Origin of the sequence: Rhizobium sp. K102, from assembly GCF_022385315.1 — a bacterium.
GTDB classification, from domain to species: Bacteria; Pseudomonadota; Alphaproteobacteria; order Rhizobiales; family Rhizobiaceae; genus Rhizobium; species Rhizobium croatiense.
Genome location: NZ_CP092436.1, coordinates 2,874,488 through 2,894,791 on the forward strand (window position 1 = coordinate 2,874,488; position 20,304 = coordinate 2,894,791).

General features: G+C 61.0%; 22 protein-coding genes. 3 read left to right on the plus strand and 19 right to left on the minus strand.

All coding sequences use genetic code 11. From position 1 onward, the window contains the following. Window positions 1–4: 4 nt before the first annotated feature. From MHI61_RS20170 to MHI61_RS20195, 6 genes are all read right to left on the minus strand, one after another. Window positions 5–1,321 (minus strand): MotB family protein, encoded by a 1,317-nt coding sequence (locus MHI61_RS20170; RefSeq protein ID WP_239790247.1) that lies wholly within the window; start codon window positions 1,319–1,321, stop codon window positions 5–7. Next, a complete protein-coding gene (locus MHI61_RS20175; protein WP_239790248.1) occupies window positions 1,318–1,947 on the minus strand; it encodes a hypothetical protein in 630 nt (209 codons plus the stop codon). Before MHI61_RS20175 ends, MHI61_RS20170 begins: the two co-directional genes overlap by 4 nt. A gap of 201 nt (window positions 1,948–2,148) precedes the next feature. Beyond that, window positions 2,149–3,111, minus strand: a complete 963-nt coding sequence (locus MHI61_RS20180) for a flagellin (RefSeq protein WP_239790249.1) — start codon at window positions 3,109–3,111, stop codon at window positions 2,149–2,151. 299 nt (window positions 3,112–3,410) lie between these two features. After that, complete coding sequence (locus tag MHI61_RS20185) at window positions 3,411–4,322, minus strand: flagellin (RefSeq protein WP_064681125.1); 912 nt, start codon at window positions 4,320–4,322, stop codon at window positions 3,411–3,413. 248 nt (window positions 4,323–4,570) lie between these two features. Then, entirely contained in the window at window positions 4,571–5,479 is a 909-nt protein-coding gene (locus MHI61_RS20190) for a flagellin (protein WP_239790250.1), read from the minus strand. A gap of 280 nt (window positions 5,480–5,759) precedes the next feature. After that, the gene (locus MHI61_RS20195) at window positions 5,760–6,665 is read right to left on the minus strand and encodes a flagellin (protein ID WP_239790251.1); all 906 of its coding nucleotides are present in this window, start codon (window positions 6,663–6,665) and stop codon (window positions 5,760–5,762) included. Between the two features lie 488 nt (window positions 6,666–7,153). Here MHI61_RS20195 and MHI61_RS20200 point away from each other — a divergent pair, with 488 nt between their 5' ends. Continuing rightward, window positions 7,154–9,070 carry a glycosyltransferase family 41 protein gene (locus MHI61_RS20200; RefSeq protein WP_239790252.1) on the plus strand — a complete coding sequence of 639 codons (1,917 nt, stop codon included), beginning with the start codon at window positions 7,154–7,156 and terminating at the stop codon, window positions 9,068–9,070. 76 nt (window positions 9,071–9,146) lie between these two features. On the opposite strand, the gene fliP is transcribed toward MHI61_RS20200, so the two are convergent. From fliP to flgF, 13 genes are all read right to left on the minus strand, one after another. Then, on the minus strand, window positions 9,147–9,884 hold the full coding sequence (gene fliP, locus MHI61_RS20205; RefSeq protein WP_239790253.1) for a flagellar type III secretion system pore protein FliP: 738 nt from the start codon (window positions 9,882–9,884) through the stop codon (window positions 9,147–9,149). After that, window positions 9,881–10,387 carry a flagellar basal body-associated FliL family protein gene (locus MHI61_RS20210; RefSeq protein WP_239790254.1) on the minus strand — a complete coding sequence of 169 codons (507 nt, stop codon included), beginning with the start codon at window positions 10,385–10,387 and terminating at the stop codon, window positions 9,881–9,883. Before MHI61_RS20210 ends, fliP begins: the two co-directional genes overlap by 4 nt. Before the next feature lie 12 nt (window positions 10,388–10,399). Further along, complete coding sequence (gene flgH, locus MHI61_RS20215) at window positions 10,400–11,116, minus strand: flagellar basal body L-ring protein FlgH (RefSeq protein ID WP_085776958.1); 717 nt, start codon at window positions 11,114–11,116, stop codon at window positions 10,400–10,402. Next, complete coding sequence (locus MHI61_RS20220; protein WP_239790255.1) at window positions 11,113–11,652, minus strand: MotE family protein; 540 nt, start codon at window positions 11,650–11,652, stop codon at window positions 11,113–11,115. Before MHI61_RS20220 ends, flgH begins: the two co-directional genes overlap by 4 nt. After that, window positions 11,649–12,770: a flagellar basal body P-ring protein FlgI gene (locus tag MHI61_RS20225; protein WP_239790256.1), complete on the minus strand. Its 1,122-nt coding sequence runs from the start codon at window positions 12,768–12,770 to the stop codon at window positions 11,649–11,651. The genes MHI61_RS20220 and MHI61_RS20225 overlap by 4 nt, the downstream gene beginning before the upstream one ends. Continuing rightward, window positions 12,767–13,249, minus strand: a complete 483-nt coding sequence (gene flgA, locus MHI61_RS20230) for a flagellar basal body P-ring formation chaperone FlgA (RefSeq protein ID WP_239790257.1) — start codon at window positions 13,247–13,249, stop codon at window positions 12,767–12,769. Before flgA ends, MHI61_RS20225 begins: the two co-directional genes overlap by 4 nt. A 53-nt stretch (window positions 13,250–13,302) precedes the next feature. Further along, window positions 13,303–14,055 carry a flagellar basal-body rod protein FlgG gene (gene flgG / locus MHI61_RS20235; RefSeq protein ID WP_345774859.1) on the minus strand — a complete coding sequence of 251 codons (753 nt, stop codon included), beginning with the start codon at window positions 14,053–14,055 and terminating at the stop codon, window positions 13,303–13,305. A 19-nt stretch (window positions 14,056–14,074) separates the two neighbouring features. After that, window positions 14,075–14,416, minus strand: coding sequence for a flagellar hook-basal body complex protein FliE (locus tag MHI61_RS20240; RefSeq protein ID WP_064681135.1), 342 nt, complete (start codon window positions 14,414–14,416; stop codon window positions 14,075–14,077). A gap of 3 nt (window positions 14,417–14,419) precedes the next feature. After that, entirely contained in the window at window positions 14,420–14,836 is a 417-nt protein-coding gene (gene flgC, locus MHI61_RS20245) for a flagellar basal body rod protein FlgC (protein ID WP_010029463.1), read from the minus strand. Between the two features lie 5 nt (window positions 14,837–14,841). Next, the gene (gene flgB, locus MHI61_RS20250) at window positions 14,842–15,234 is read right to left on the minus strand and encodes a flagellar basal body rod protein FlgB (RefSeq protein WP_239790258.1); all 393 of its coding nucleotides are present in this window, start codon (window positions 15,232–15,234) and stop codon (window positions 14,842–14,844) included. A 162-nt stretch (window positions 15,235–15,396) separates the two neighbouring features. Continuing rightward, window positions 15,397–15,939, minus strand: a complete 543-nt coding sequence (locus tag MHI61_RS20255) for a flagellar protein (RefSeq protein ID WP_239790259.1) — start codon at window positions 15,937–15,939, stop codon at window positions 15,397–15,399. 2 nt (window positions 15,940–15,941) lie between these two features. Further along, window positions 15,942–17,336, minus strand: coding sequence for a flagellar protein export ATPase FliI (gene fliI, locus MHI61_RS20260; RefSeq protein WP_239790260.1), 1,395 nt, complete (start codon window positions 17,334–17,336; stop codon window positions 15,942–15,944). A 95-nt stretch (window positions 17,337–17,431) separates the two neighbouring features. Further along, on the minus strand, window positions 17,432–18,166 hold the full coding sequence (gene flgF / locus MHI61_RS20265) for a flagellar basal-body rod protein FlgF (RefSeq protein ID WP_239790261.1): 735 nt from the start codon (window positions 18,164–18,166) through the stop codon (window positions 17,432–17,434). A 253-nt stretch (window positions 18,167–18,419) separates the two neighbouring features. On the opposite strand from flgF, the gene motA reads away from it, so the two are divergent. Together motA and MHI61_RS20275 are read left to right on the plus strand one after the other, a co-directional pair. Continuing rightward, on the plus strand, window positions 18,420–19,292 hold the full coding sequence (gene motA, locus MHI61_RS20270) for a flagellar motor stator protein MotA (protein ID WP_239790262.1): 873 nt from the start codon (window positions 18,420–18,422) through the stop codon (window positions 19,290–19,292). Further along, entirely contained in the window at window positions 19,293–20,243 is a 951-nt protein-coding gene (locus tag MHI61_RS20275) for a FliM/FliN family flagellar motor switch protein (RefSeq protein ID WP_239790263.1), read from the plus strand. It abuts the gene before it with no gap. The last annotated feature ends 61 nt before the right edge of the window (window positions 20,244–20,304 follow it).

Consider the following 20,304-nt stretch of genomic DNA (forward strand, 5'->3'; position numbering starts at 1 on the left):
ATCCTTAATCCGCCTGCACCAGGATCTCGATCCGGCGGTTCGCCGCGTTGAATGGTTCGGCAGACAGCTTCAACCGACGGTCGGCGAAGCCGGAGACCTGCGAGATGCGCTTCTCATCAAGCCCGCCGCGCACGAGCATGTAGTAGGCACTCTGGGCGCGGTCCATCGAAAGCCGCCAGTTCTCGTTCTGCGCGCCTTTGTACTGACGCCCGTCCGTGTGGCCACGGATTGCAACGGCGCCGCCCCTCTCCTTCAGAATCGTACCGATCCTTTCCATGGCGAGCACCATCTCCTGGCGCGGGACCGCGGAACCGATATTGAACATCGAATCGTCGTTCTGGTCGGAGATGCTGACCAGCAGGCCGCCTTCGGCCGCCGTCACCGTTAGGCCTTCGGCAAGCTTGCCGGCAACCCCGCCGATCTGTTGGGCGATCTGTTGCTGAAGCGCATCCGCTTCCTTCTTCTGCTGTTCGGTCCCGGCCGCGCTCTTGTCGGCATCCTTCTGATGATCGCCGTCCTTCTGAGCTTCCGCCTTCTTCTCGTCAGGCACCTTGCCGTCCGCCTTGGCCTCTTTGGCAGCGGCGCCCTTGGTTTCCTTGCTCTCCTTGGCGTCCTTGGCCGGCTTCTGGTCGGTCGCCAAAGGCACCGGCTTTATATCCTCGGCCTTGGCGACCTCGGTCGCCTCGCTCTCGGCCGCCTGCTGCTCGCTCTTGCCGGGCGGCAGGGTTTTTCCGGCGGTTGTCACTTCGACCTGCTTCGTCCAGAAATCCGGATCGAAGGGATCGCGATAGGCTTCGCCGCCATCGGCGCCGGTCGCCGGGCCGGAATCGGCCGCCCCGCCATCGCCCTTGGCGCTGACATTGGCCTGCTGGCCGACTTCCTGTGCGATCTCGGCGAGAACCGAATAAGGATTTTCGAAGAAGTCGGCTTCGGAATAATTGGTCTGATCGCCTGAAGTCGACGTCTGGTCGTCACCATCCGCGGCGGACTTGCCCTCGGTCGGATTGTCTTCCTTCTGTTTCGACTTTTCCTTCTTCTCCTCGCCCTCGGCATGGTCGACAGGCTTCTTCAGGCCTTTCTCCGTCGGCTTTTCGTCGGCGAGCTTGATCGGATTGAAATAGGTCGCGACCGCGGCCTTGGTTTCTTCATTGGCGGCGTTGACCAGCCACATGACCAGAAAGAACGCCATCATCGCCGTCATGAAATCGGCATAGGCAATTTTCCACGCACCGCCATGGGCACCATCATGATCACCGCCGCCATGCCGCTTGACGATGATGATCTCGTTCCTGCCGTGGTGATGGTTTTCGCCTTCGCTCATTCGAGAACTTTCTTCAAGCTGGCCGCCCAGGCGGATATACGGGTGACGATGACGGATTCACCGATTTCGACGGCAAGATCGATATCGTCGGCCTCGAGGTGGCGAACGGCCGCGGCATGTTCACCGAGCTCGGCCTTCAATATGTCGAAGAGCCTGGTCGGCCCCCTAACGACGACCGACCCGGCAGCCCCCTCGAGAATCGCGTCACGCAGCAATGCGGCGAGATCTTCGGCAGCCTTGGCCGCAAGCGCTTCCGTCATGACGGGCGCAATGGCCGTGGCCGCGCCGGCGCTGACCAACTGCGCGACTTCTTCAGCGATATCGCGGACGCGGGATGCGATGACCGCGGCCGCCTCGACTTCATAGCGAAGCGTCAGTTCTTCGAGCTCGCGCGCATGGACCTCGGCCAGAGCGCGCGCCTCGCCTTCGTATTTCTCGGTCAAATCAGCGGTCGCCGCAGCATGGCCTTGCGCGTAGGCATCGCGACGCTCCGCCTCGACGTCGACCGGCGGTTCGCTCGGCGTCTCGGGAAAAGCATCGCCGGGGAAATCGTCGATGTCGATGATCGGCGCTGACGGTTTCGGTTCGCCGAAATCCTTCAAATACCGAGAAAGCGAAATGCTCATAGAAACCATCCAGCATCCGGGAGACACGCGGCATGCTGCCTCCCGTTCAAAATGACCTTGCGCGCGACATGTCCTTCGCAGCGAACAAGGGCTTGACCTTGCGCCGGCATGATTTCGGACGATGCCTTCATGCCGGAAACTAGGAAGTCAAACTTGCGCGAGGATGAATGGCGCCGCCGCCATCGACGATCGCGCCCAGCTCTATTCCAGCAGAATGAGGATCTTGCTTGCAGCCGTGTTCAGGATCGAAATCGCTTCGACGGCCATCTGCTTCTGGGTTTCGATCGCCTTCTGCCGGATCGAAGCCTCGTCCATATCGGTATCGACGAGCGCGCCGACACTCTTGTCGATCGAATCGGACAGATCGGCGGTGTAATCGATCTGATCGTCGATACGCGCCTTCATCACGCCGATCGAGGCGGCCGTCGTCGTCAGCGAGGAGAGTAGAGAGTCGGTCACATCAAGCATGTCGGCGAGCTGGGCGTCGGTGGTGCTTTTGCCGATCGCGACTTCCGTGCCCGTCGCCGGCGTCGTCGAATCGGCGTCTAGCAGGTAATAGTTCCGCGGCCCCGTGCCGCTATTGTTGATCGCCTGGGCATCGATCGCCTTGGTGAACAGGCCGCCGCTCGCATTGTTCTTGTCGATGAGGATGGTCTGCGACGACGGGAAGTCGATGCTCTGAGCCTGGTATTCGCCGCTCGAGGCGCGCACGAAGCCTGAAATGACCGACCATGTCGGCGGCGCCGCCTTGTCACTGTTCAGCAACCAGTTTTCCCCGGCAAAGGACGTCGATTCGACGACGGTCCTCAGCTGTTCCTTGTATTCGCTGATTTCGGCGTTGATCTTGTCCTTGTCGGTGCCGGGCTCTCTTGCCGCAACGAGCTTGGCGCGAATCTGGGTGACAAGATCGATCGCCGAAGTCATCGCCGTATAGGTCGCATCCACCTTGGCGGCGCCGAGACCGAGCGCGTCGCCGATCGTGCCGAGATTGGTGCTGTCCGAGCGCATGACAGTCGCGACCGACCAGTAAGAGGCATCATCGGCCGCCGTCTCGATCCGATATCCCGACGAGACTTGCTGCTGGGTCTGACTGGCTTCTTTGTTGATGCTGCGTAGCACCGCAAGTGCATTCACCGCGGCCGCGCTGGTAATCTTTACGGTCATCGACAGGGTCTCGGAATAAGATGAAAGGGCAGGCCGGGTTGCCGGCGGCGACTGAAGTGGCGTCATGCCTCCGGCGAAATTTCCACCGGATGTCGCAAAAGCAAATCAACTCAAGGTGAAGTTAACTCGATATCAACCTATTCGGCAAGAGCGCAGCGGCAAGCGCGACCAGCGAAGCACGCATCTGGACAAGTTGTTGATATAAAATAAAGAACCGCGCCGTTTCGGGCGCGGTCCAGAGGGTTTTCTGCGTGCCGCCGGATCGTGGCGCAAGATTCGGTCCAGCTTCAGCGGCCGATTTAGCTGCGGAACAAGGTGAGGATGTTCTGCGCGCTGGAGTTGGCGATGGACAGCGACTGGATCGCCAATTGCTGTTGGGTTTGCAACGCCGTGAGCTTGCTCGATTCCTCTTCCATGTCGGCGTCGACGAGGCGGCCGACGCCCGAGTCGATCGAATCGCTCAGCGCTCCAACGAAGTTTTCCTGGAGTTCGATACGCGTGGAGATCGAACCGAGCTGCGAGGCAGCCTTGGTCATGGCTTCGAGGCCGGCCTCGATCGAGGTCAATGCCATGGAAATCTCAGCCGAACCGAAGGTGCTGATGTCCATCGAGTAGATCGAGCCGATCGTACCGTAAGATGTGCCGATAATGCCGGCGCTCGTATCGATCGTGCCGGTCGAGGTCATGCCGAAGAGAACGTTGCCCGTGGAGCTCGTGTCCAGTACGTAGTCCGTCGTCTTGACCGAGACATTGCCGTTGCCGTCGCGCACGAAGGTCGACACGACGCTCTTGGTGCCGTTAGAGCCGGCAACCCAGTTTTCGCCGGAGAAGGAAGCCGACTGCGCGATGCTCAGGAGCTGCTGCTGCAACTGGCCGATTTCTTCCTGGACCTTGGTCTTGTCGACGCCCTTTTCTGTTGCTGCGACGATCTTCGCCTTGATTTCGCTGATTACGTCGATGGCGCTGTCCATGGCGGAGTAAGCGGTGTCGACCTTGGCGGCGCCGAGGCCGAGAGCGTCGGAAACGGCGGAAAGTGCCTTGTTGTCCGAACGCATGGTCGTTGCGATCGACCAGTAGGCGGCGTTGTCGGCGGCCTTTTCGACGCGGTAACCCGAGGATACGCGGTTCTGCGTGCTTTCGAGGCTGTCGTTGATGCCGCGGAGCGTCTGAAGAGCGGCCATCGCCGCGACGTTGGTCAAAATGCTGGTCATGAAATGATTGCCCCTTGTCGGCAGGTGGGAAAAAGGGACATTCCGGAAAGCCACCGGGAACGGGGATCAGCCTCATGCCTGTTAACCGGCTCTTAAGTTCGGTTAACTCGCCGTCTCGTTGGCCTGAGAAAACAGCATTATGGTTAATCAATCGTTAACGGAAATAAAAAAGCCGCGCTCCATCGTAGCGCGGCTCGAATCCTGGGGGTCCGCCGAGGCCGGCGGACCGATATTTTCTGCGGGGGTTATTAGCCGCGGAAGAGCGACAGGATGTTCTGCGAAGAGGAGTTCGCGATCGACAGCGACTGGATCGCCAGCTGCTGCTGGGTCTGCAGGGCGCTGAGCCTGGAGGACTCTTCTTCCATGTTGGCATCGACGAGGCGGCCGACACCGGAGTCGATCGAGTCGCTGAGGGCGTTGACGAAGTCTTCCTGCAGGCCGATGCGGGTGGAGACCGAGCCAAGAGCAGCGCCGGCGCTGGTCATGGCCTTCAGGGCAGATTCGACGTTGGTCAGAGCCGACTGGATCTGGCCGAGCGTGAAGTTGGTGATGCTCATCGAGTAGATGGAGCCGGTCGCACCCGTCGAGGTACCGAGGATACCCGTGGAGGTTTCAACCGCGCCGCCGCTCATGCCGAACAGCACGTTGCCCATGGAGGTGTTGGAGAGAACGTAGTCGGTCATCTTGACAGAAACGGCATTGGAGCCGTCGCGGACGAAGGTGGAGACGACGCTCTTGGTGCCGTTAGCGCCGGCAACCCAGTTTTCGCCGGAGAAGGAAGCCGACTGAGCGATGCTGAGCAGCTGTGCCTGGAGCTGGCTGATTTCTTCCTGGACCTTGGCCTTGTCGACGCCGTTTTCCGTTGCGGCAACCAGCTTGGCCTTGATGTTGCCGACGACGTCGATGGCACTATCCATGGCGGCGTAGGCGGTGTCGACCTTCGCGGCGCCGAGGCCGAGAGCGTCGGAAACGGCGGAAAGTGCCTTGTTGTCCGAACGCATGGTCGTAGCGATCGACCAGTAAGCGGCGTTGTCGGAAGCCTTGCCGACGCGGTAGCCGGACGAAACGTGAGCCTGGGTTTCCTGGAGACCCTGGTTGATGCCGCGGAGAGTCTGGAGGGCTGCCATTGCAGCGTTATTGGTATTGATGCTCGTCATAATTTGCTTGCCCCTTGTTGGCAGATTTTAAAAAGGGACATTCCGGATTTTGGCCGGCCCACAGCGATCAGCATCATGCCTGTTAACCGCGTTTGTTAAGGTTAACTCGCCGTTTCGATGGGCCTAGAAAACAGCAAGATGGTTAAGGAAGGCTAAACCGAAATCGAAAATAGCGTAAAAATATCTGACACTTAGAAGGATTATCATTAACCTTATTTTAAAACATTTCGCGGCCGGGGATGACCCGGCCGCGAACTTGAAAACCTTGTGCCAACCGACCTTAGCGGAAGAGCGACAGGATGTTCTGCGAAGAGGAGTTCGCGATCGACAGCGACTGGATCGCCAGCTGCTGCTGGGTCTGCAGGGCGCTGAGCCTGGAGGACTCTTCTTCCATGTTGGCATCGACGAGGCGGCCGACACCGGAGTCGATCGAGTCGCTGAGCGCGTTGACGAAGTTGTCCTGGCTGTCGATACGCTTCGAGAGCGAGCCGAGAGCAGCACCGGCGCTGGTCATGGCCTTCAGGGCAGATTCGACGTTGGTCAGAGCCGTCTGGATCTGGCCGGCGGTGAAGTTGGTGATGCTCATCGAGTAGATCGAGCCGGTCGCACCCGTCGAGGTACCGAGGATACCCGTGGAGGTTTCAACCGAGCCGCCGCTCATGCCGAACAGCACGTTGCCCATGGAGGTGCTGGAGAGTACGTAGTCGGTGGTCTTGATCGAAACGGCATTGGAGCCGTCGCGGACGAAGGAGGAAACGACGCTCTTGGTGCCGGCAGCGCCAGCAACCCAGTTTTCGCCGTTGAAGGAAGCCGACTGAGCGATGCTGAGCAGCTGCTGCTGCAGCTGGCCGATTTCTTCCTGGACCTTGGCTTTGTCAACGCCGCTTTCCGTTGCGGCAACCAGCTTGGCCTTGATTTCGCCGACGACGTCGATGGCGCTATCCATTGCCGTGTAAGCGGTGTCGACCTTGGCAGCGCCTACGCCGAGAGCGTCGGAAACGGCGGAAAGTGCCTTGTTGTCCGAACGCATGGTTGTTGCGATCGACCAGTAGGCGGCATTGTCGGACGCCTTTTCGACGCGGTAACCCGACGAAACGTGGTTCTGCGTGCTGTTGAGACCCTGGTTGACGTTGCGCAGCGTCTGGAGAGCGGCCTGCGCGGAAGAATTGGTGTTAATGCTTGTCATAAATCTGTCCCCTGGAAACTAGATACAAAAAGGAGGACATACCGGACTGTAGTACCGGCGATGACGGACCAGCTTCATGCTACTCGGCGCCCTGTATGTTTTGGCCCAAACCCGTCATGTCCAGGGCAATCTCGCAGCCAATGCTTGCCAACTTCTTAAAAATGCGGGGCCTCGCCCGGCCCTCACACCGCATAGTTAATACCCCCTCACAAGGCTTAGTTAATGGCTGCTGAAGATAATTTGGCATTCGAATTTTGAGCGGCGAAAGCGAACTTTGCCGGCGAAAAGGGGCCGTTTCCGAGACAGGTGAGGCTTTGCGGACGACGCAAGCGCCATATCGCGCCACCGGTTTCAAGCAAGCTTCGAATGCCAGTGTGGTAGGCGCCGGGATAGCATCATCGGACCGATCTCTCGTTTTCGGGGGAAGGCCCGCGTGCGCGTCGGCAAACGGCAGCGACGCCGGAACATTTCCTTCACGGAGTTGGGTTTTGAACAGCAAAGTTTCGTTCTCTGCGGCATCCAAAGATTACCAGGCAGGCCGCTACACACAGTCCTTGGCGACGCTCAACCAGCTCATGGATATCCAGCAGGACGCCAAGACCTATGCGCTGCTGGCCAAGAACCTCGTGCAGCTTGGCTTCAAGGCCGACGCCGCGAGAGCCTATGGCCTGGCCGGCAATTGCGACGGACCGAACGCCTACGAATATCAGAAGCAGGCTGCCAAGCTCTATTACGAGACCGGCAACGAGGACGAAGCGCTGCTGATTGCCATGCGCAACCTCAGCAGGGCGCAGGAAGATGCCGAACTCGCCTTCATCATCACCGCGATCTATCTGAAGCGCCAGCAGCGGGATATCATCCGCCCGTTCAAGACGGTGCTGTCGGAAAGCATGAATCCCGATCACATGCGCCTGGCGGCCCTGCTGCTCAGCGACGATCTCAACGACGCAACCAACCAGACGCTTGCCCGCAACCTCTTCAAGCGTTTTCCGGGCAATCACGCCTTCCGCTTTCTCCATCTTGTTTTCGCCCGCGAATTCAACGATTTCGAAGAGGCGGCCAAGCATCAGGCGGTGATCGACGGAGCCCTGGCAAAGGGCGATCTGGAGGTCCTGCGCAAGGACAACCCGTTCTATCATCTGCACTGGTGCGGCAACGAGGATTTCAATCGTTATGCAACGATCGGCACCACGCCGCTCAACCAGGAACGGATAGCTTTCCGCCGCAACCAGCCTCACACATGGTCAAACAAGATCCGGATCGGCTACATGTCGTCGGACTTCTGGGATCGCCACGCGACGATGAAGCTGTTGCAGCGCATCCTCGAGCTGCATGACAAGGACCGGTTCGAGGTGACGCTCTTCTGCCATACCGGCCCGGAATATCTGAAGCACAATGACACCGATCGCAGCCGCTGGGGCAGGATCGTCGACATTCACGGCTTCTCCGACCAGGCGGTGCTGGCAGTCGTGCGCGAGCATAATATCGACATCATGGTCGATCTGAAGGGCCATACGTCAGGCAGCCGCGCGGCGGCCTTCAACCTGCCGCTGGCACCCGTGCACGTCGGCTGGCTCGGCTTTCCCGGCAGCACGGTCAACATCGATCTCGACTATGTCATCGGCGATCACTACGTGCTCCCGGATGTCGCCAAGCCGTTCTACCACGAGAAATTCTGCCGGCTGCCGGAAAGTTATCAGCCGAACGACCCGATGCATCGTCCGAAGCCGCGTCCGGTCACCCGCGAGCAGCTCGGCCTGCCGGAAGAGGCCTTCATCTTCGCCTCTTTCAACGGCAACCGCAAAATCACGCAGGAAACGATCAACAGCTGGTGCCGGATTCTCAAGCGGGCGCCGAACAGCGTGCTCTGGCTGATGGCGAATACGCCGCGCAACCAGGCGAACCTGTTGAAGCAGTTCCAGGCCGCGGGCATTTCCCCCAAGCGGATCATCTTCTGCCCGCGCGCGCCCTATGAAGAGCACATCGACCGCCAGCAGGCGGCCGACCTCGGCATCGATACTTTCCCGGTCAACGGCCACACGACCACCTCTGAGCAGCTCTGGGGCGGCCTGCCGGTTGTGACGGTCAAGGGCACCAATTTCGCCTCACGCGTCAGCGAGAGCCTGTTGAGAGCAATCGATCTGCCCGAGCTCGTCGCCGGCGACTTGCAGGCCTACGAGGATCTTGCCGTCGAGCTGGCGCAGAATCCCGGACGGATCGACGAATACAAGGCGCGCCTGAAGGAGAAGCGTTATATGGCGCCGCTCTTTGACGCCGAACGTTTCTGCAATCATCTGGAGCAGGCCTACGAAATCATGGCAGACCGCGCCAAACAGCATCTCGCCCCCGAGCACATGGACATTCCGGCGCTGCCGCCGCGCACCGCCCCGTTCGCTTCCGAGTAAGGTTCGACTTGCATGAAAAACCCCGCCGGATCGCTCCGGCGGGGTTTTCTTGTGGCCAATGATGGGCGGCGGTATATCAGCTGAACGAGCGCACCAGACTGCCGACGAGCAGGTTCCAGCCGTCGATCAGCACGAAAAAGAGAATCTTGAAAGGCAGCGAGATCGAGGTCGGCGGCAGCATCATCATGCCCATCGCCATGGTGATGGTTGCGACGATGAGGTCGATGACGAGGAACGGCAGCACGACAAGAAAGCCGATCTCGAAACCGCGGCGGATCTCGGAAATCATGAAGGCGGGGATCAGCACCCGGTAATCGATCGGATCTGATGTTTGGATATTCTGGCCGCGATCACGCGCCAGATCGACGAACAGCGCCAGGTCTTTGTCACGGGTATTGGCCGCCATGAAGGTGCGGAAGGGTTCGCCGATACGCTGGACTGCCTCGGTCTCGTTGATCTGGTTGGCAAGCAGCGGCTGCACGCCGTTCTGCCAGGCCTGATCGAAGGTCGGCGACATGACGTAGAAGGTCATGAACAGCGACAGCGACAAGAGGATCATGTTGGAGGGCGTCGAGGAGAGGCCCATGCCGGAGCGCAGGATCGAGAACGCGATGATGAAGCGCGGAAAGCTCGTCACCATGATCAGGATGCCCGGCGCGACTGAAAGGATGGTCAGCAGGCCGAAAGTGCGGATGATCCAGGCGGCGACGGAGCCATCGACCGGCACATTCAACAAATCAGTCGGCAGCTGCTGTGCCACCGCCAGTTCCGGTACCGCCATCATGGCGGCAAGGAAAATTATAAATCGAATCATTCGATGACAAATGTCCTGAACATGACCTTCGATACCCGCCCTTGCGAGCGAAGGTCAACACGTTCCTGGATGTCATCCTTGAGATATTGAAAGCCCCGCGGCCCCTCGATCTGCTGCAGGGAAACGGTCCTGATATAAGCGAGGATATCCTGATGAATATCCTCCGAAACCTTGACGTCAGGCGGCCCGTTGAACAGCAGCGCGACTTCCAGCCGCACCCAGTTTTCCGAGGGGTAGGCGAGGTTCGAGGTGATCGGCTCGAGCTGGACGACGTTGTTGGCCTCGGTCGAGATGCGCGCCAGGCCTTCCTCGGCCTTCTTCTTGGCCTCGGCCTCCTGGGCCTGTTCGACCTCCTTGGCGACCTTGATCTCGGGTGCGACAATCGTGCCGACCGCCCAGCCGCCGCCGGCGCCGAGCAAGGTCAGGATGGCGACGCCGATGATCGTCATCAGCGGGCCGGATTTCTTCTTCGGTTGACCTGCGCCTAAGTCTGCGTCTGCCATCGTCGTTCGGCCTCAAAGCGGCGAGAAAAGGTCGACGGCCTGCTGGCCGCGCGGAGGCTGCTGCACTTCCATCAGCCGGCCGCGGCCGCCATAGGAGATGCGGGCTTCGGCGATCTTGTCATAGGAGATCTGGTTGTCGGCGTTGACGTCCTGCGGACGCACGATACCGGCGACGTTCAGGATGCGCAGCTCCTGGTTCAGGCGCACCTCCTGCGAGCCCGAAATGACGAGGTTGCCGTTTTCGAGAATGCCGGTGACGACGGCCGCGACCAGAAGGGTGAGCTTGTCGGTGCGCTCGATCTTGCCCTTGCCGTCGGTGCTGGTGTCGGAACCATAGGTCAGGTCGGTCTTGGATTCGGGCGTCCAGCCGAAGATCTGGGCGTTGATGTCCCAGTTCATGCCGCTCGAATTCGTGCGGCTGCGGTTGGTCTCGTTGTCGAAGGAGGCCTTGTCGTTGATCTGGATGTCGACGGTCAGGATGTCGCCGACGTTGAGCGCGCGCGCATCCTTGAAGAGCGCAGCCTGCGAGTCGCTCCACAGCGAATAACCCTGCGCGACGGCGCGCGGCTGCTTCGGATAGAGCGCCATCTGCGGCGTCTGACCATAGGCAAGGCCGCTGCCGATCGGGCTCATGGCGGGCGCGCGGCCGATCTCGCTGACCGCCGTCGGGGACTGGCAGCCAGCAAGGAGTGCGAGGGCGGCAATCGCGGCCGGGAAACGCATGTTCATGAAGGATCCTTCGACGTATTGGGATCGGCCGCACTGGCGATGACGCTGGCGATGACGGCGGCTTTCTGCGGGTCCATCTCGTTGAGGATGAGGCTCGACTGGCGCGGGCCGAGCCGCATGATCACGGCGGAGGCCACCTCGATCTTCATATCCTGCAGCTGGAGTGCGGCCGCATCCGGCTTCATCTTCCTGTAGATTTCGGTGAGACCGGCTTCCGCCTGCTTGAGGAAGTCGTCGCGCCGCTTCAGCCAGTCCTGATATTCGGCCTTGCGCTTGTCCATCTCCGCCATGCGGGCGTCGATGTCGGCGCGAAGCCTTTCCAGTTCCTGCTTCTGCAGGAGGTAACGCTGGTCGCGGGCGGGATCGGCGATGTTGGTGCAGAATTGCTTGATCTCGTCCTCGGAGGTGATGTCCCCCTCCGGGTGCTGCTGCGCGAAGGCGCCGGGGATCGACAGAAGGATGAGGCCTGCTGCCGGCAGCGCGAGCCGACGCAGCAGTTGCAGGACCGTCAGGTCGGGGTTCAGGATCGTCTTCATTGCAGCACAAGCTCCGCCTGCAGGGCGCCTGCCGATTTGATGCCCTGGAGAATGGCGATGATACCATCCGGTTTCACGCCGATATTGTTGAGGCCGGCGACAAGGGTCCTGAGGTCGGGACCGTCGATGATGGCGACGCGTCCGCCGGTCTGCTCAGCCGCGATATCGGTCTGCGGCTGGACCGCGGTCCGACCGCGCGAGAAGGGTTCCGGCTGGATGATCTGCGGCGTCTCGGTGACCTGGACCGTCAGAGTGCCGTAGCTGACGGCGACCGGCGAGACGCGGACATCGGAGCCGATGACGATCGTTCCGGTGCGCTCGTTGATGACAACCTTGGCCGGCGTATCGGTTTCGACGATGAGGTTTTCGACATCGGCCATCAGCCGAGTGAGATCGGCCTGGCGCGGCTTCTGGATCACCACTTCCTGCGAATCCTTGGCTTCGGCGACCGGGCCCCCGAAACGGGCCGAGGCATAACCGTTGACGATGTCGGCAATACGGATCGCCGTCGAGAAGTCGGGATTGCGCAGCTGCAGGACGAGATTGACCGCATCCTTGAAGCGGGAGGGCAGCTCGCGTTCGATGATGGCGCCGCCCGGCACGCGGCCGGCGGTGGTCACACCTTCGGTCACGGTCGCCGCCTGGCCCTGTGCCTGAAAGCCGGAGACGATGACGGCGCCCTGCGCGACGGCGTAGATCTGGCCGTCGGCGCCGGAAAGCGAGGTCATGACGAGCGTGCCGCCGCGCAGCGACGTCGCGTCGCCGAGCGAGCTCACCGTCACGTCGATACGGCTGCCGGGGCTTGCGAAAGGCGGCAGGTTGGCGGTGACCATCACGGCGGCGGTGTTCTTGGCGCTGGACTGGCCGCCCTGCGTCGAGATGCCGAGATTCTGCAGCATCGCCCGCATCGACTGCTCGGTGAAGGGCGACGACCGGAATCCATCGCCGGTGCCCTGCAGGCCGACGATGAGGCCATAACCGATCAGCTGATTGTCGCGGCCGGCCTGGAGGGAGGCAATATCCTTGATGCGCGAAGTCAGCGCCCAGGCGGGCGCGACGTCGGCCAGGCTCATGGCGAGAACCGCGGCAAGGGTCAGGAAACGGAACAACAATCTCATTTTGCCCTCACATGGACCGTGCCGTCGGCAAGCACCGTGCCGCTGACGATGACGCCGGAATCCATATTGCGCGCACGGATGAGCTGCCCGGTGGCGCCGTCTTCGAGCGGCGTGCCGGCGGCCGAGATCGTCATCGCACCCAGCGAGAAGACCAGGCGGACCGAAGAACCGCGCGTCACCGTATAGGGTTCGCGCAGACCCGAAACCGCAATCGTGCGGCCCGGCAGCAGCGTGCGCTTGGAGACCAGGCCTTCGACCTGGGAGATGGATTTGGCAAAATCGCCGGCAAGGTTGGGGTTGGTGACCTCGACCTCCTGAAGCTGGCTGGCCGACAATGTGTCGCCGGGGTAGATGATTGTCGTCGGGACGACGGCATAACCCATGCCGGCGTCGGCGCCTGCGGGCATGACGATGCCCGCGACTGCGATCATGGCTGCCGCCACCCATCCCGAGATGTGTCCTGCCCGGCAAAACATCATGTTTCGGCCCTTCCCTTTACTTCAGGTTCTTGCTGACGATGGAGGCCATTTCATCAGCGGTGGTGATCACCTTGGAGTTCATTTCGTAGGCGCGCTGGGCCGATATCAGCTCGGTGATTTCTTTCACCGGATCGACGTTCGAGGAACTCCAGATAGCCCTGCTTCATGTAGCCGAAGCCTTCCTCGTCGGGATTGCCGACGACGGCCTCGCCGGAGGCGGCCGTTTCCTGGAAGAGGTTGTCGCCAATCGGCTGCAGGCCCGCCTCGTTGACGAAGTCGGCAAGGGTCAGCTGGCCGAGCACGGTCGTATCGGTGGCGCCCGGCAGCTTGACCGAGACCTCGCCGGAGCGGCTGATGGTCAGCTCGGTCGAACCCTGCGGAATGGTGATGCCGGGAAGGACTTCATAGCCATCGATCGTGACGAGCTGGCCCTGGTCGTTCTTGTTGAAGGCGCCGGCGCGGGTATAGAGCGTAGTGCCGTCGGTCGACTGGATCTGGAAGAAGCCCTTGCCGATCAGCGCAATGTCGAGATCGTTGCCGGTCTGGGTGAGTTCGCCCTGGAGATGCAGATTGCGCACCGCAGACGTCTGAACGCCGAGACCGATATTGGCGCCTTCGGGAACGACGGCCTGGTTGGCGCGGTTGGCGACGCCCTTGGCGCGTTCGGTCTGATAGAGCAGATCCGTGAACTCGGCGCGGGCGCGCTTGAAGCCTGTCGTATTGATGTTGGCGATGTTGTTCGCGATGACTTCCAGATTGGTCTGCTGGGCATCCATGCCCGTTGCTGCAATGGCGAGCGCTCTCATGTGTTCGTCCTCAAATCAGTTACATCTGCATCTTGGTGACTTCGAGAAAGGCCGAGACGACCTTGTCGCGGATGGCAATCGCAGTCTGCAGCGTCTGCTCGGCCTGGAGCATGGAATCAACGACTTCCCGGGTCGTCGCCGTGCCTTTGATGCCGGCAAAGGACATGCTTTCGGCGCCCTTCAGGCTGTTGACGGCTTCGGTCGCCATGTTGCCCATGACGGAGGCGAAGCTCATGCCGTCGGCCGCACCCGCGGTGCCCGGCATGGTCGTTGCGGACGATGAGGCGGAATTTTCGGTGTCGACGGCGCCGAGCGCACGGGTCATCGAAAGGTTGCTGACATTCTGGACGCTGCTGATCATTTATTATTGGCTCTTCAGAAGATCGATCGTGGAGGAAATGAGGTCGCGGGTCTGCTTGATGGTCTGCAGGTTGGCGTCGTAAGAGCGGTTGGCTTCACGCATGTCGGCCATCTCGACCAGGATGTTGACGTTCGGCAGCTTGACGACGCCCTTCTGGTCCGCAGCCGGGTTGCTGGGGTCGAATTCGGTGCTGAAATCACCTTCGTCGACGCCGACCTTCTTGACGTTGACCGTCTCGACGCCGCTTGCGCGGTCCATCTGCTGGCCGAAGGTGATCGTCTTGCGGCGATAGGGATCGGCGCCGGGCGTGTCGCCGGTCGAACGGGCGTTGGCGATGTTTTCCGAGACGATGCGCAGACGCGTCGATTGCGCCTCGAGCCCCGAACCGGCAATTTTCATAGCGGCGGAAAGCGGATCCATGACAATTACCTCCTGACGGTCATCAGCATCATGCGGTTGAAGGAGCTGACCAGCGAGGTGTTCAGATCGTACTGGCGTTTGATGTCGCCCGACTTCGAAAGCTCCTCGGCCAGTCCGACGGTGTTGCCGGATTCCTGGATGCCGATCTCCTGGTCGAGCGCGGCGTCCTTGACGTCGATATCGCCGCTGTCGCTGAGATCGTTGCCACTGAAGTGCGCCGGATTGGTGCGCGCCATGGCGATGTCGGACTTGTCCAGGACGGCGTCAAACGGCGTGACGTCCTTGGCGCGGAATTTCGGGGTATTGGCATTCGCGATATTGCCGGCAACAACCTGCTGACGGATCGTCAGCCATTCCGCCTGCCGCGAAGCCAAGTCGAAAAGTTGGATCGGTTGCATGAGAACTCTCCGTTTTTACTAGCCCGAACCTAGTGTGGTAATCTTGCGTGGGACTTACCGGAAATCGGGCTTGGAGGCGCTTTCGGCCAGGCCGCATAAGCGAAAGGGCTCCTGCCGGTCTGCGGCGGAGCCCCCTGTTGCCTTCGGCCTTTGCGAAGCGGTTCAGTCGTTCTTGTAGATCTCACCTTTGGAGGTGATGATCACCCACTTGCCGTCCCGCTGCTCCAGCGTCGCAAGGCGGCTTTCGTCGGGCAGAACCGAGCCGATGCGCACCACATACATGCCCGAGGGATCCTCGATCAACGCCCGGCCGTTGGAGACATGCAGCAGGCGGAAGGAAGACTTGCCGGGGAAAGGTTGCTCCTCCTGCAAGTCGCCGCCATCACGCGCTTTGCCGAGATCGGAGACCGTTGCTGTCGTCAGCGGATCGACCGACGGAACCTTCTTGGCCGCCTCGTTCTTATTGACCATGGCCAGCGGCGAGACGCTGAATACGTTGCGGGCCGGCCAATCCGGCAGTTCGCGCGAATTGCTGCTGGCCGCGACGTTGATGCCGAACTTGTCGGAGTTGAAGAAGACGTACCAGGGGAAAAAGGCCGAAGCGCCGGCAAGCGCCAGCCCGGTGTAGGTGAGGAACCGATCCAGCGTGGCGCCCTTCCTGCGCTGCTTCAGCGAAGCGATGCGTTCGTCGTCGAATTCAGCCACGTTTATCTCCTCTGGATGGCTGCGCCCTGATTGCCGATGCCGGCTGCGGCCTTCAGCGCGCCGGCGAGATCGGCAAAGGCGTCGACCGAGTCACGATCGCCCGGCGCCTGTTTCAGGACGTCGTAAATGATGGGGACCTGCTTGACCGCCATGTCGAGATCGGGATCGGCGCCCTGGCGGTAACCGCCGATCAGGCGCAGGTCTCGCGTCTCCTCGAAGCGGTGGATCAACACTTTCAGCCGCGACACCAGCTTTTCCTGGTCCGGCGTCCAGGCCTTGCGGGCAAGACGCGAGATCGAGGCGAGCGGGTCGATCGGCGGATAGCGTCCTTCTTCGGCGAGGCTGCGCTGCAGGACGATATGGCCGTCGAGGATGCCGCGCGTCGAATCGGCGATCGGGTCGTTGTGGTTGTCGCCGTCGACGAGGATCGAGATGATCGCGGTGATCGTGCCGGCGCCCTCGGGGCCCGGACCGGCGCGCTCCAGCAGGCGCGGCAGTTCGGTGAAGACCGACGCGGGGTAGCCGCGCGCGATCGGCGGCTCGCCGGAGGCGGTCGCCACCTCGCGGATCGCGTGGGCGAAACGGGTGACGCTGTCGACGATGAAGAGGACGTTCTCGCCCTTGTCGCGGAAATGCTCGGCAATGGTGATCGCCGTCAGCGGCGCCATCTTGCGCAGCATCGGGCTCTCGTCGCTGGTCGCGACGACGGCGATCGCCTTCCTCATATTGCTGCCGAGCGTATCCTCGATGAATTCGCGCACCTCGCGGCCGCGTTCGCCGACGAGCGCGATGACAACCTTATCGAAGGCGTCGGCGCGGGCGAGCATGGACAGAAGCGTCGACTTGCCGACGCCCGATCCGGCGAAAATGCCGAGGCGCTGCCCGAGGCAGAGCGGCGAGAAAATATCGATCGCGCGCACGCCGGTGTTGAAGCCGGTCCCGACCCGCTGGCGGGTCATCGACGGCGGCGCAGTATTGGAGATCGAGCGGCGATCGAGGCCCTCGACGATCGGACCCAGCCCGTCGATCGGCTCGCAAAGCGAGTTGATAGTGCGCCCGCACCAGCTGTCGGACGGCGAAATGCGGAAGGCGCCCTTGCGGATGACGGTATCATGGATGCCGATCGGCTCGCCGGGTTCGATCGGGCAGACGTAGATCAGCTCCGGCTCGACACGAACGACTTCGCCGAGATGGACGCCGGAGGCGGATTTATGTGCCACGAACTCGCCGAGACGAACATGGCGGGAAAGACCGCGAACTGTGTAGTGGCCGGCGGCGATGGTCTGCACGCGCCCGCCATGGGCCACCGCGAACTCCGGCAATGCATATTGCTCGACGAGACCCGCCAGATGCGCCAGCTTCGGGGAAAGGCCGTCCTCGGACAGTAGCGTGCTCATGCTTCAATCCCACCGGAAAATGCGACGCACTTTCGGTCTCTGTTCTTATGCATGTCGCCCTCCCAAAACCGCTGCAGACTTTTGGGCGTCAAGCATTAGCGGCTGCCCCCAAGCGTCTGGACGGCTTCCTTGAACGAATCCTCGCTGTCGCGCATTAGCGACGAGATGCTTTCAAAGGCGCGGTTGACTTCGATCAGCTGGGTGATCTCGCGCATGGCGTTGACGTTGGAATTTTCCAGATATCCCTGCTCGACGCCGACATTGAAGCGGTCGACGACGGCGCGCGGCTGATCGGTGGTCATGATGCCGCTGTTTTCGTAGCGCAGGTAACCCTTGCTGATATCGGCCTCGAACAGCCCGAGCGATCCGACCTGACGGCCGGCCTGATAGATGATGCCGTCGGTGCCGACCGCCGGCTCGCCGGCTTTCGTATCGAGCTGGATCGGCGCGCCGCCAGCGTCGAGAACCGGATATCCCCGGATCGAGACGAGCTCGCCCGTATCCTTGATCGTGAAGCGGCCGTCGCGCGTCAGCACGCGGCCGGCCGGCGTATCGAGCGAGAACCAGGCATCGCCCTTGACGGCGAAATCGAGCATGTTGCCGGTATGTTGCAGTTCGCCACTCTGCTCGTTCAGATAATCATTGCCCTGGGAGACGAAGGCAACCTTGGTGTTCAGCTTGTTCTTGGTGGCCGCCACCATCTCGTCGAACTTCACCTCGGTGGCGCGAAAACCGGTCGTGTTCACGTTGGCCATGTTGTCTGCGATGGTGTTCAGGCGCTTTTCGAGCGCCATCTGCGACGACAGAGAAACGTAAAGACCGGATTGCATGTCGGAAAGCTCCAAGCATTGGCGATGAACGGAACGAAAAGCCGGGCGTCGTCTGATCTGGTTCGGCCGGAATTTCGCTGAGGCGGCATCTCAGAAACGGGCGCGAACGCCCATTCGTCTCCTTCAGATTGACGGCAGATGCTTGCGCGAAGCTGGCACGCTGAATTGCCCGCATGCGGCCTTTTCATCAGCCTCACGCAAGGCAGAAACCCTATCCCTCTCAAAGAAAAGCAACGTTCAGATTGGGCTGACGATGAACATCATTATCGGATTTATAGTGACTTGCGGCTGTGTCATCGGCAGCTTCATGGCGATGGGCGGCCACGTGGAAGCGCTGTTCCAGCCGTTCGAATTCGTCATCATCGGCGGCGCGGGTCTCGGCAGCTTCATCATGGCAAACCCGATGAAGGTGGTGAAGGATTCCGGCAAGGCGCTCGGGGAAGCCTTCAAACACGCCGTGCCGAAGGAGCGCAACTATCTCGACACGCTCGGCGTGCTCTATTCGCTGATGCGTGACCTGCGCACCAAGTCGCGGAACGAAATCGAAGCCCATATCGACAATCCGGCCGAATCGACGATCTTCCAGCAGGCACCCACGGTTCTGAAGAACAAGGAACTGACGGCGTTCATCTGCGATTACGTCCGCCTGATCATCATCGGCAATGCGCGCAGCCACGAAATCGAGGCGCTGATGGATGAAGAGCTCAACACCATCATGCACGACAAGATGAAGCCCTACCATGCGATCCAGATCATGGGCAACTCTTTCCCGGCGATCGGTATCGTCGCGGCCGTTCTCGGCGTCATCAAGGCGATGGCCCACATCAACGATTCGCCCGAAGTGCTCGGCCACCTGATCGGCTCGGCGCTCGTCGGCACCTTCCTCGGCATTCTGTTGTCCTACTGCCTCTGCTCGCCGCTGGTCTCCCAGATCAAGGTCGTTCGCAACAAGCAGCATCGCCTCTACGTCATCGTCAAGCAGACTCTGCTGGCCTATATGAACGGTTCCGTGCCGCAGGTGGCTCTCGAATACGGCCGCAAGACGATCTCGGCCTACGAGCGTCCGTCCATCGACGCAGTCGAACAGGAAATGATGAACCCAGGCGGCGAAAACAAGGCGGCTTAAATGACCATGAGCGATGCTTCGCATGACAAACCGGCAATGGATCCTGCCCTTCTCGCCAAGCTGACCGGCGGGCTTGGCGACAGGGGCAGAGTATCCAAGATCTGCAGCGCCTTCGGAGAGGTCTACAGCGAGTTCTTTCCCGATGTCATCAAAAGCGAGACCGGCCTCGATGTGACGGTCAATTATCTCGGCTGCGAGATCGGCTACAAGAACCACCTGATCGATGATCTGAGCGCCAACGTCACCCTCGTCGATGCGACCTTGCGCAACTGGTCGCAGAACGTCACGCTTGCCTGCGGCAATGGTTTCGTCATCACGCTGATGGAGCACCTGCTCGGCGCCACCGCCGATACGATCGAGGAACCGGCCGACCGGCTGCTCTCGATCATCGAACTCGATCTGGCGGTCATGGTCTTCGACAAGATCGCCAAGGTGCTGCGCTCGGCGGTCAACGCGCCTGGCGGTTTCGAACCAAGCCTTTCGGCCCCGTACGCCCATGACACGCGCGCCCGGCCGGCGGAAGACAAGCCGGACGAATTCGCCGCCGCCATCAACATGTCGATCACGCTGGCCGGAATCGTTTCGGAATTCTCGTTGATCGTTCCGCAAACGGCGCTGCTGAAGACCAAGGTGACGCCGCCGAAGCCGAAGCGCCAGGCCGGCGGCGCCTCTCCAGAATGGACCGAACAGCTCGGCGATCAGGTCCGACGCTCGCATGTCACGCTCGAGGCCAGGATCAGGCTGCAGGACCTGACGCTGCGTACGATATCGAAGCTCATGGTCGGCGACGTCATCCCCTTCCGCGACACCGGCGAGGTGCGCGTCGAGGTCAGCGCCAACAGCAAGGAATTGTATATCTGCGAGTTCGGGCGCTCAGGCGAAAACTACATGGTCCGCGTCAAGGATACGATGAACTCGGATGACGAACTCATCCGTCATTTAATGAATTAGTCGGTTCTCTGGCTTTTGGGCTGCAAAGGCAGTTTGAGGCAAGTTTCAACTGGAATAGTGA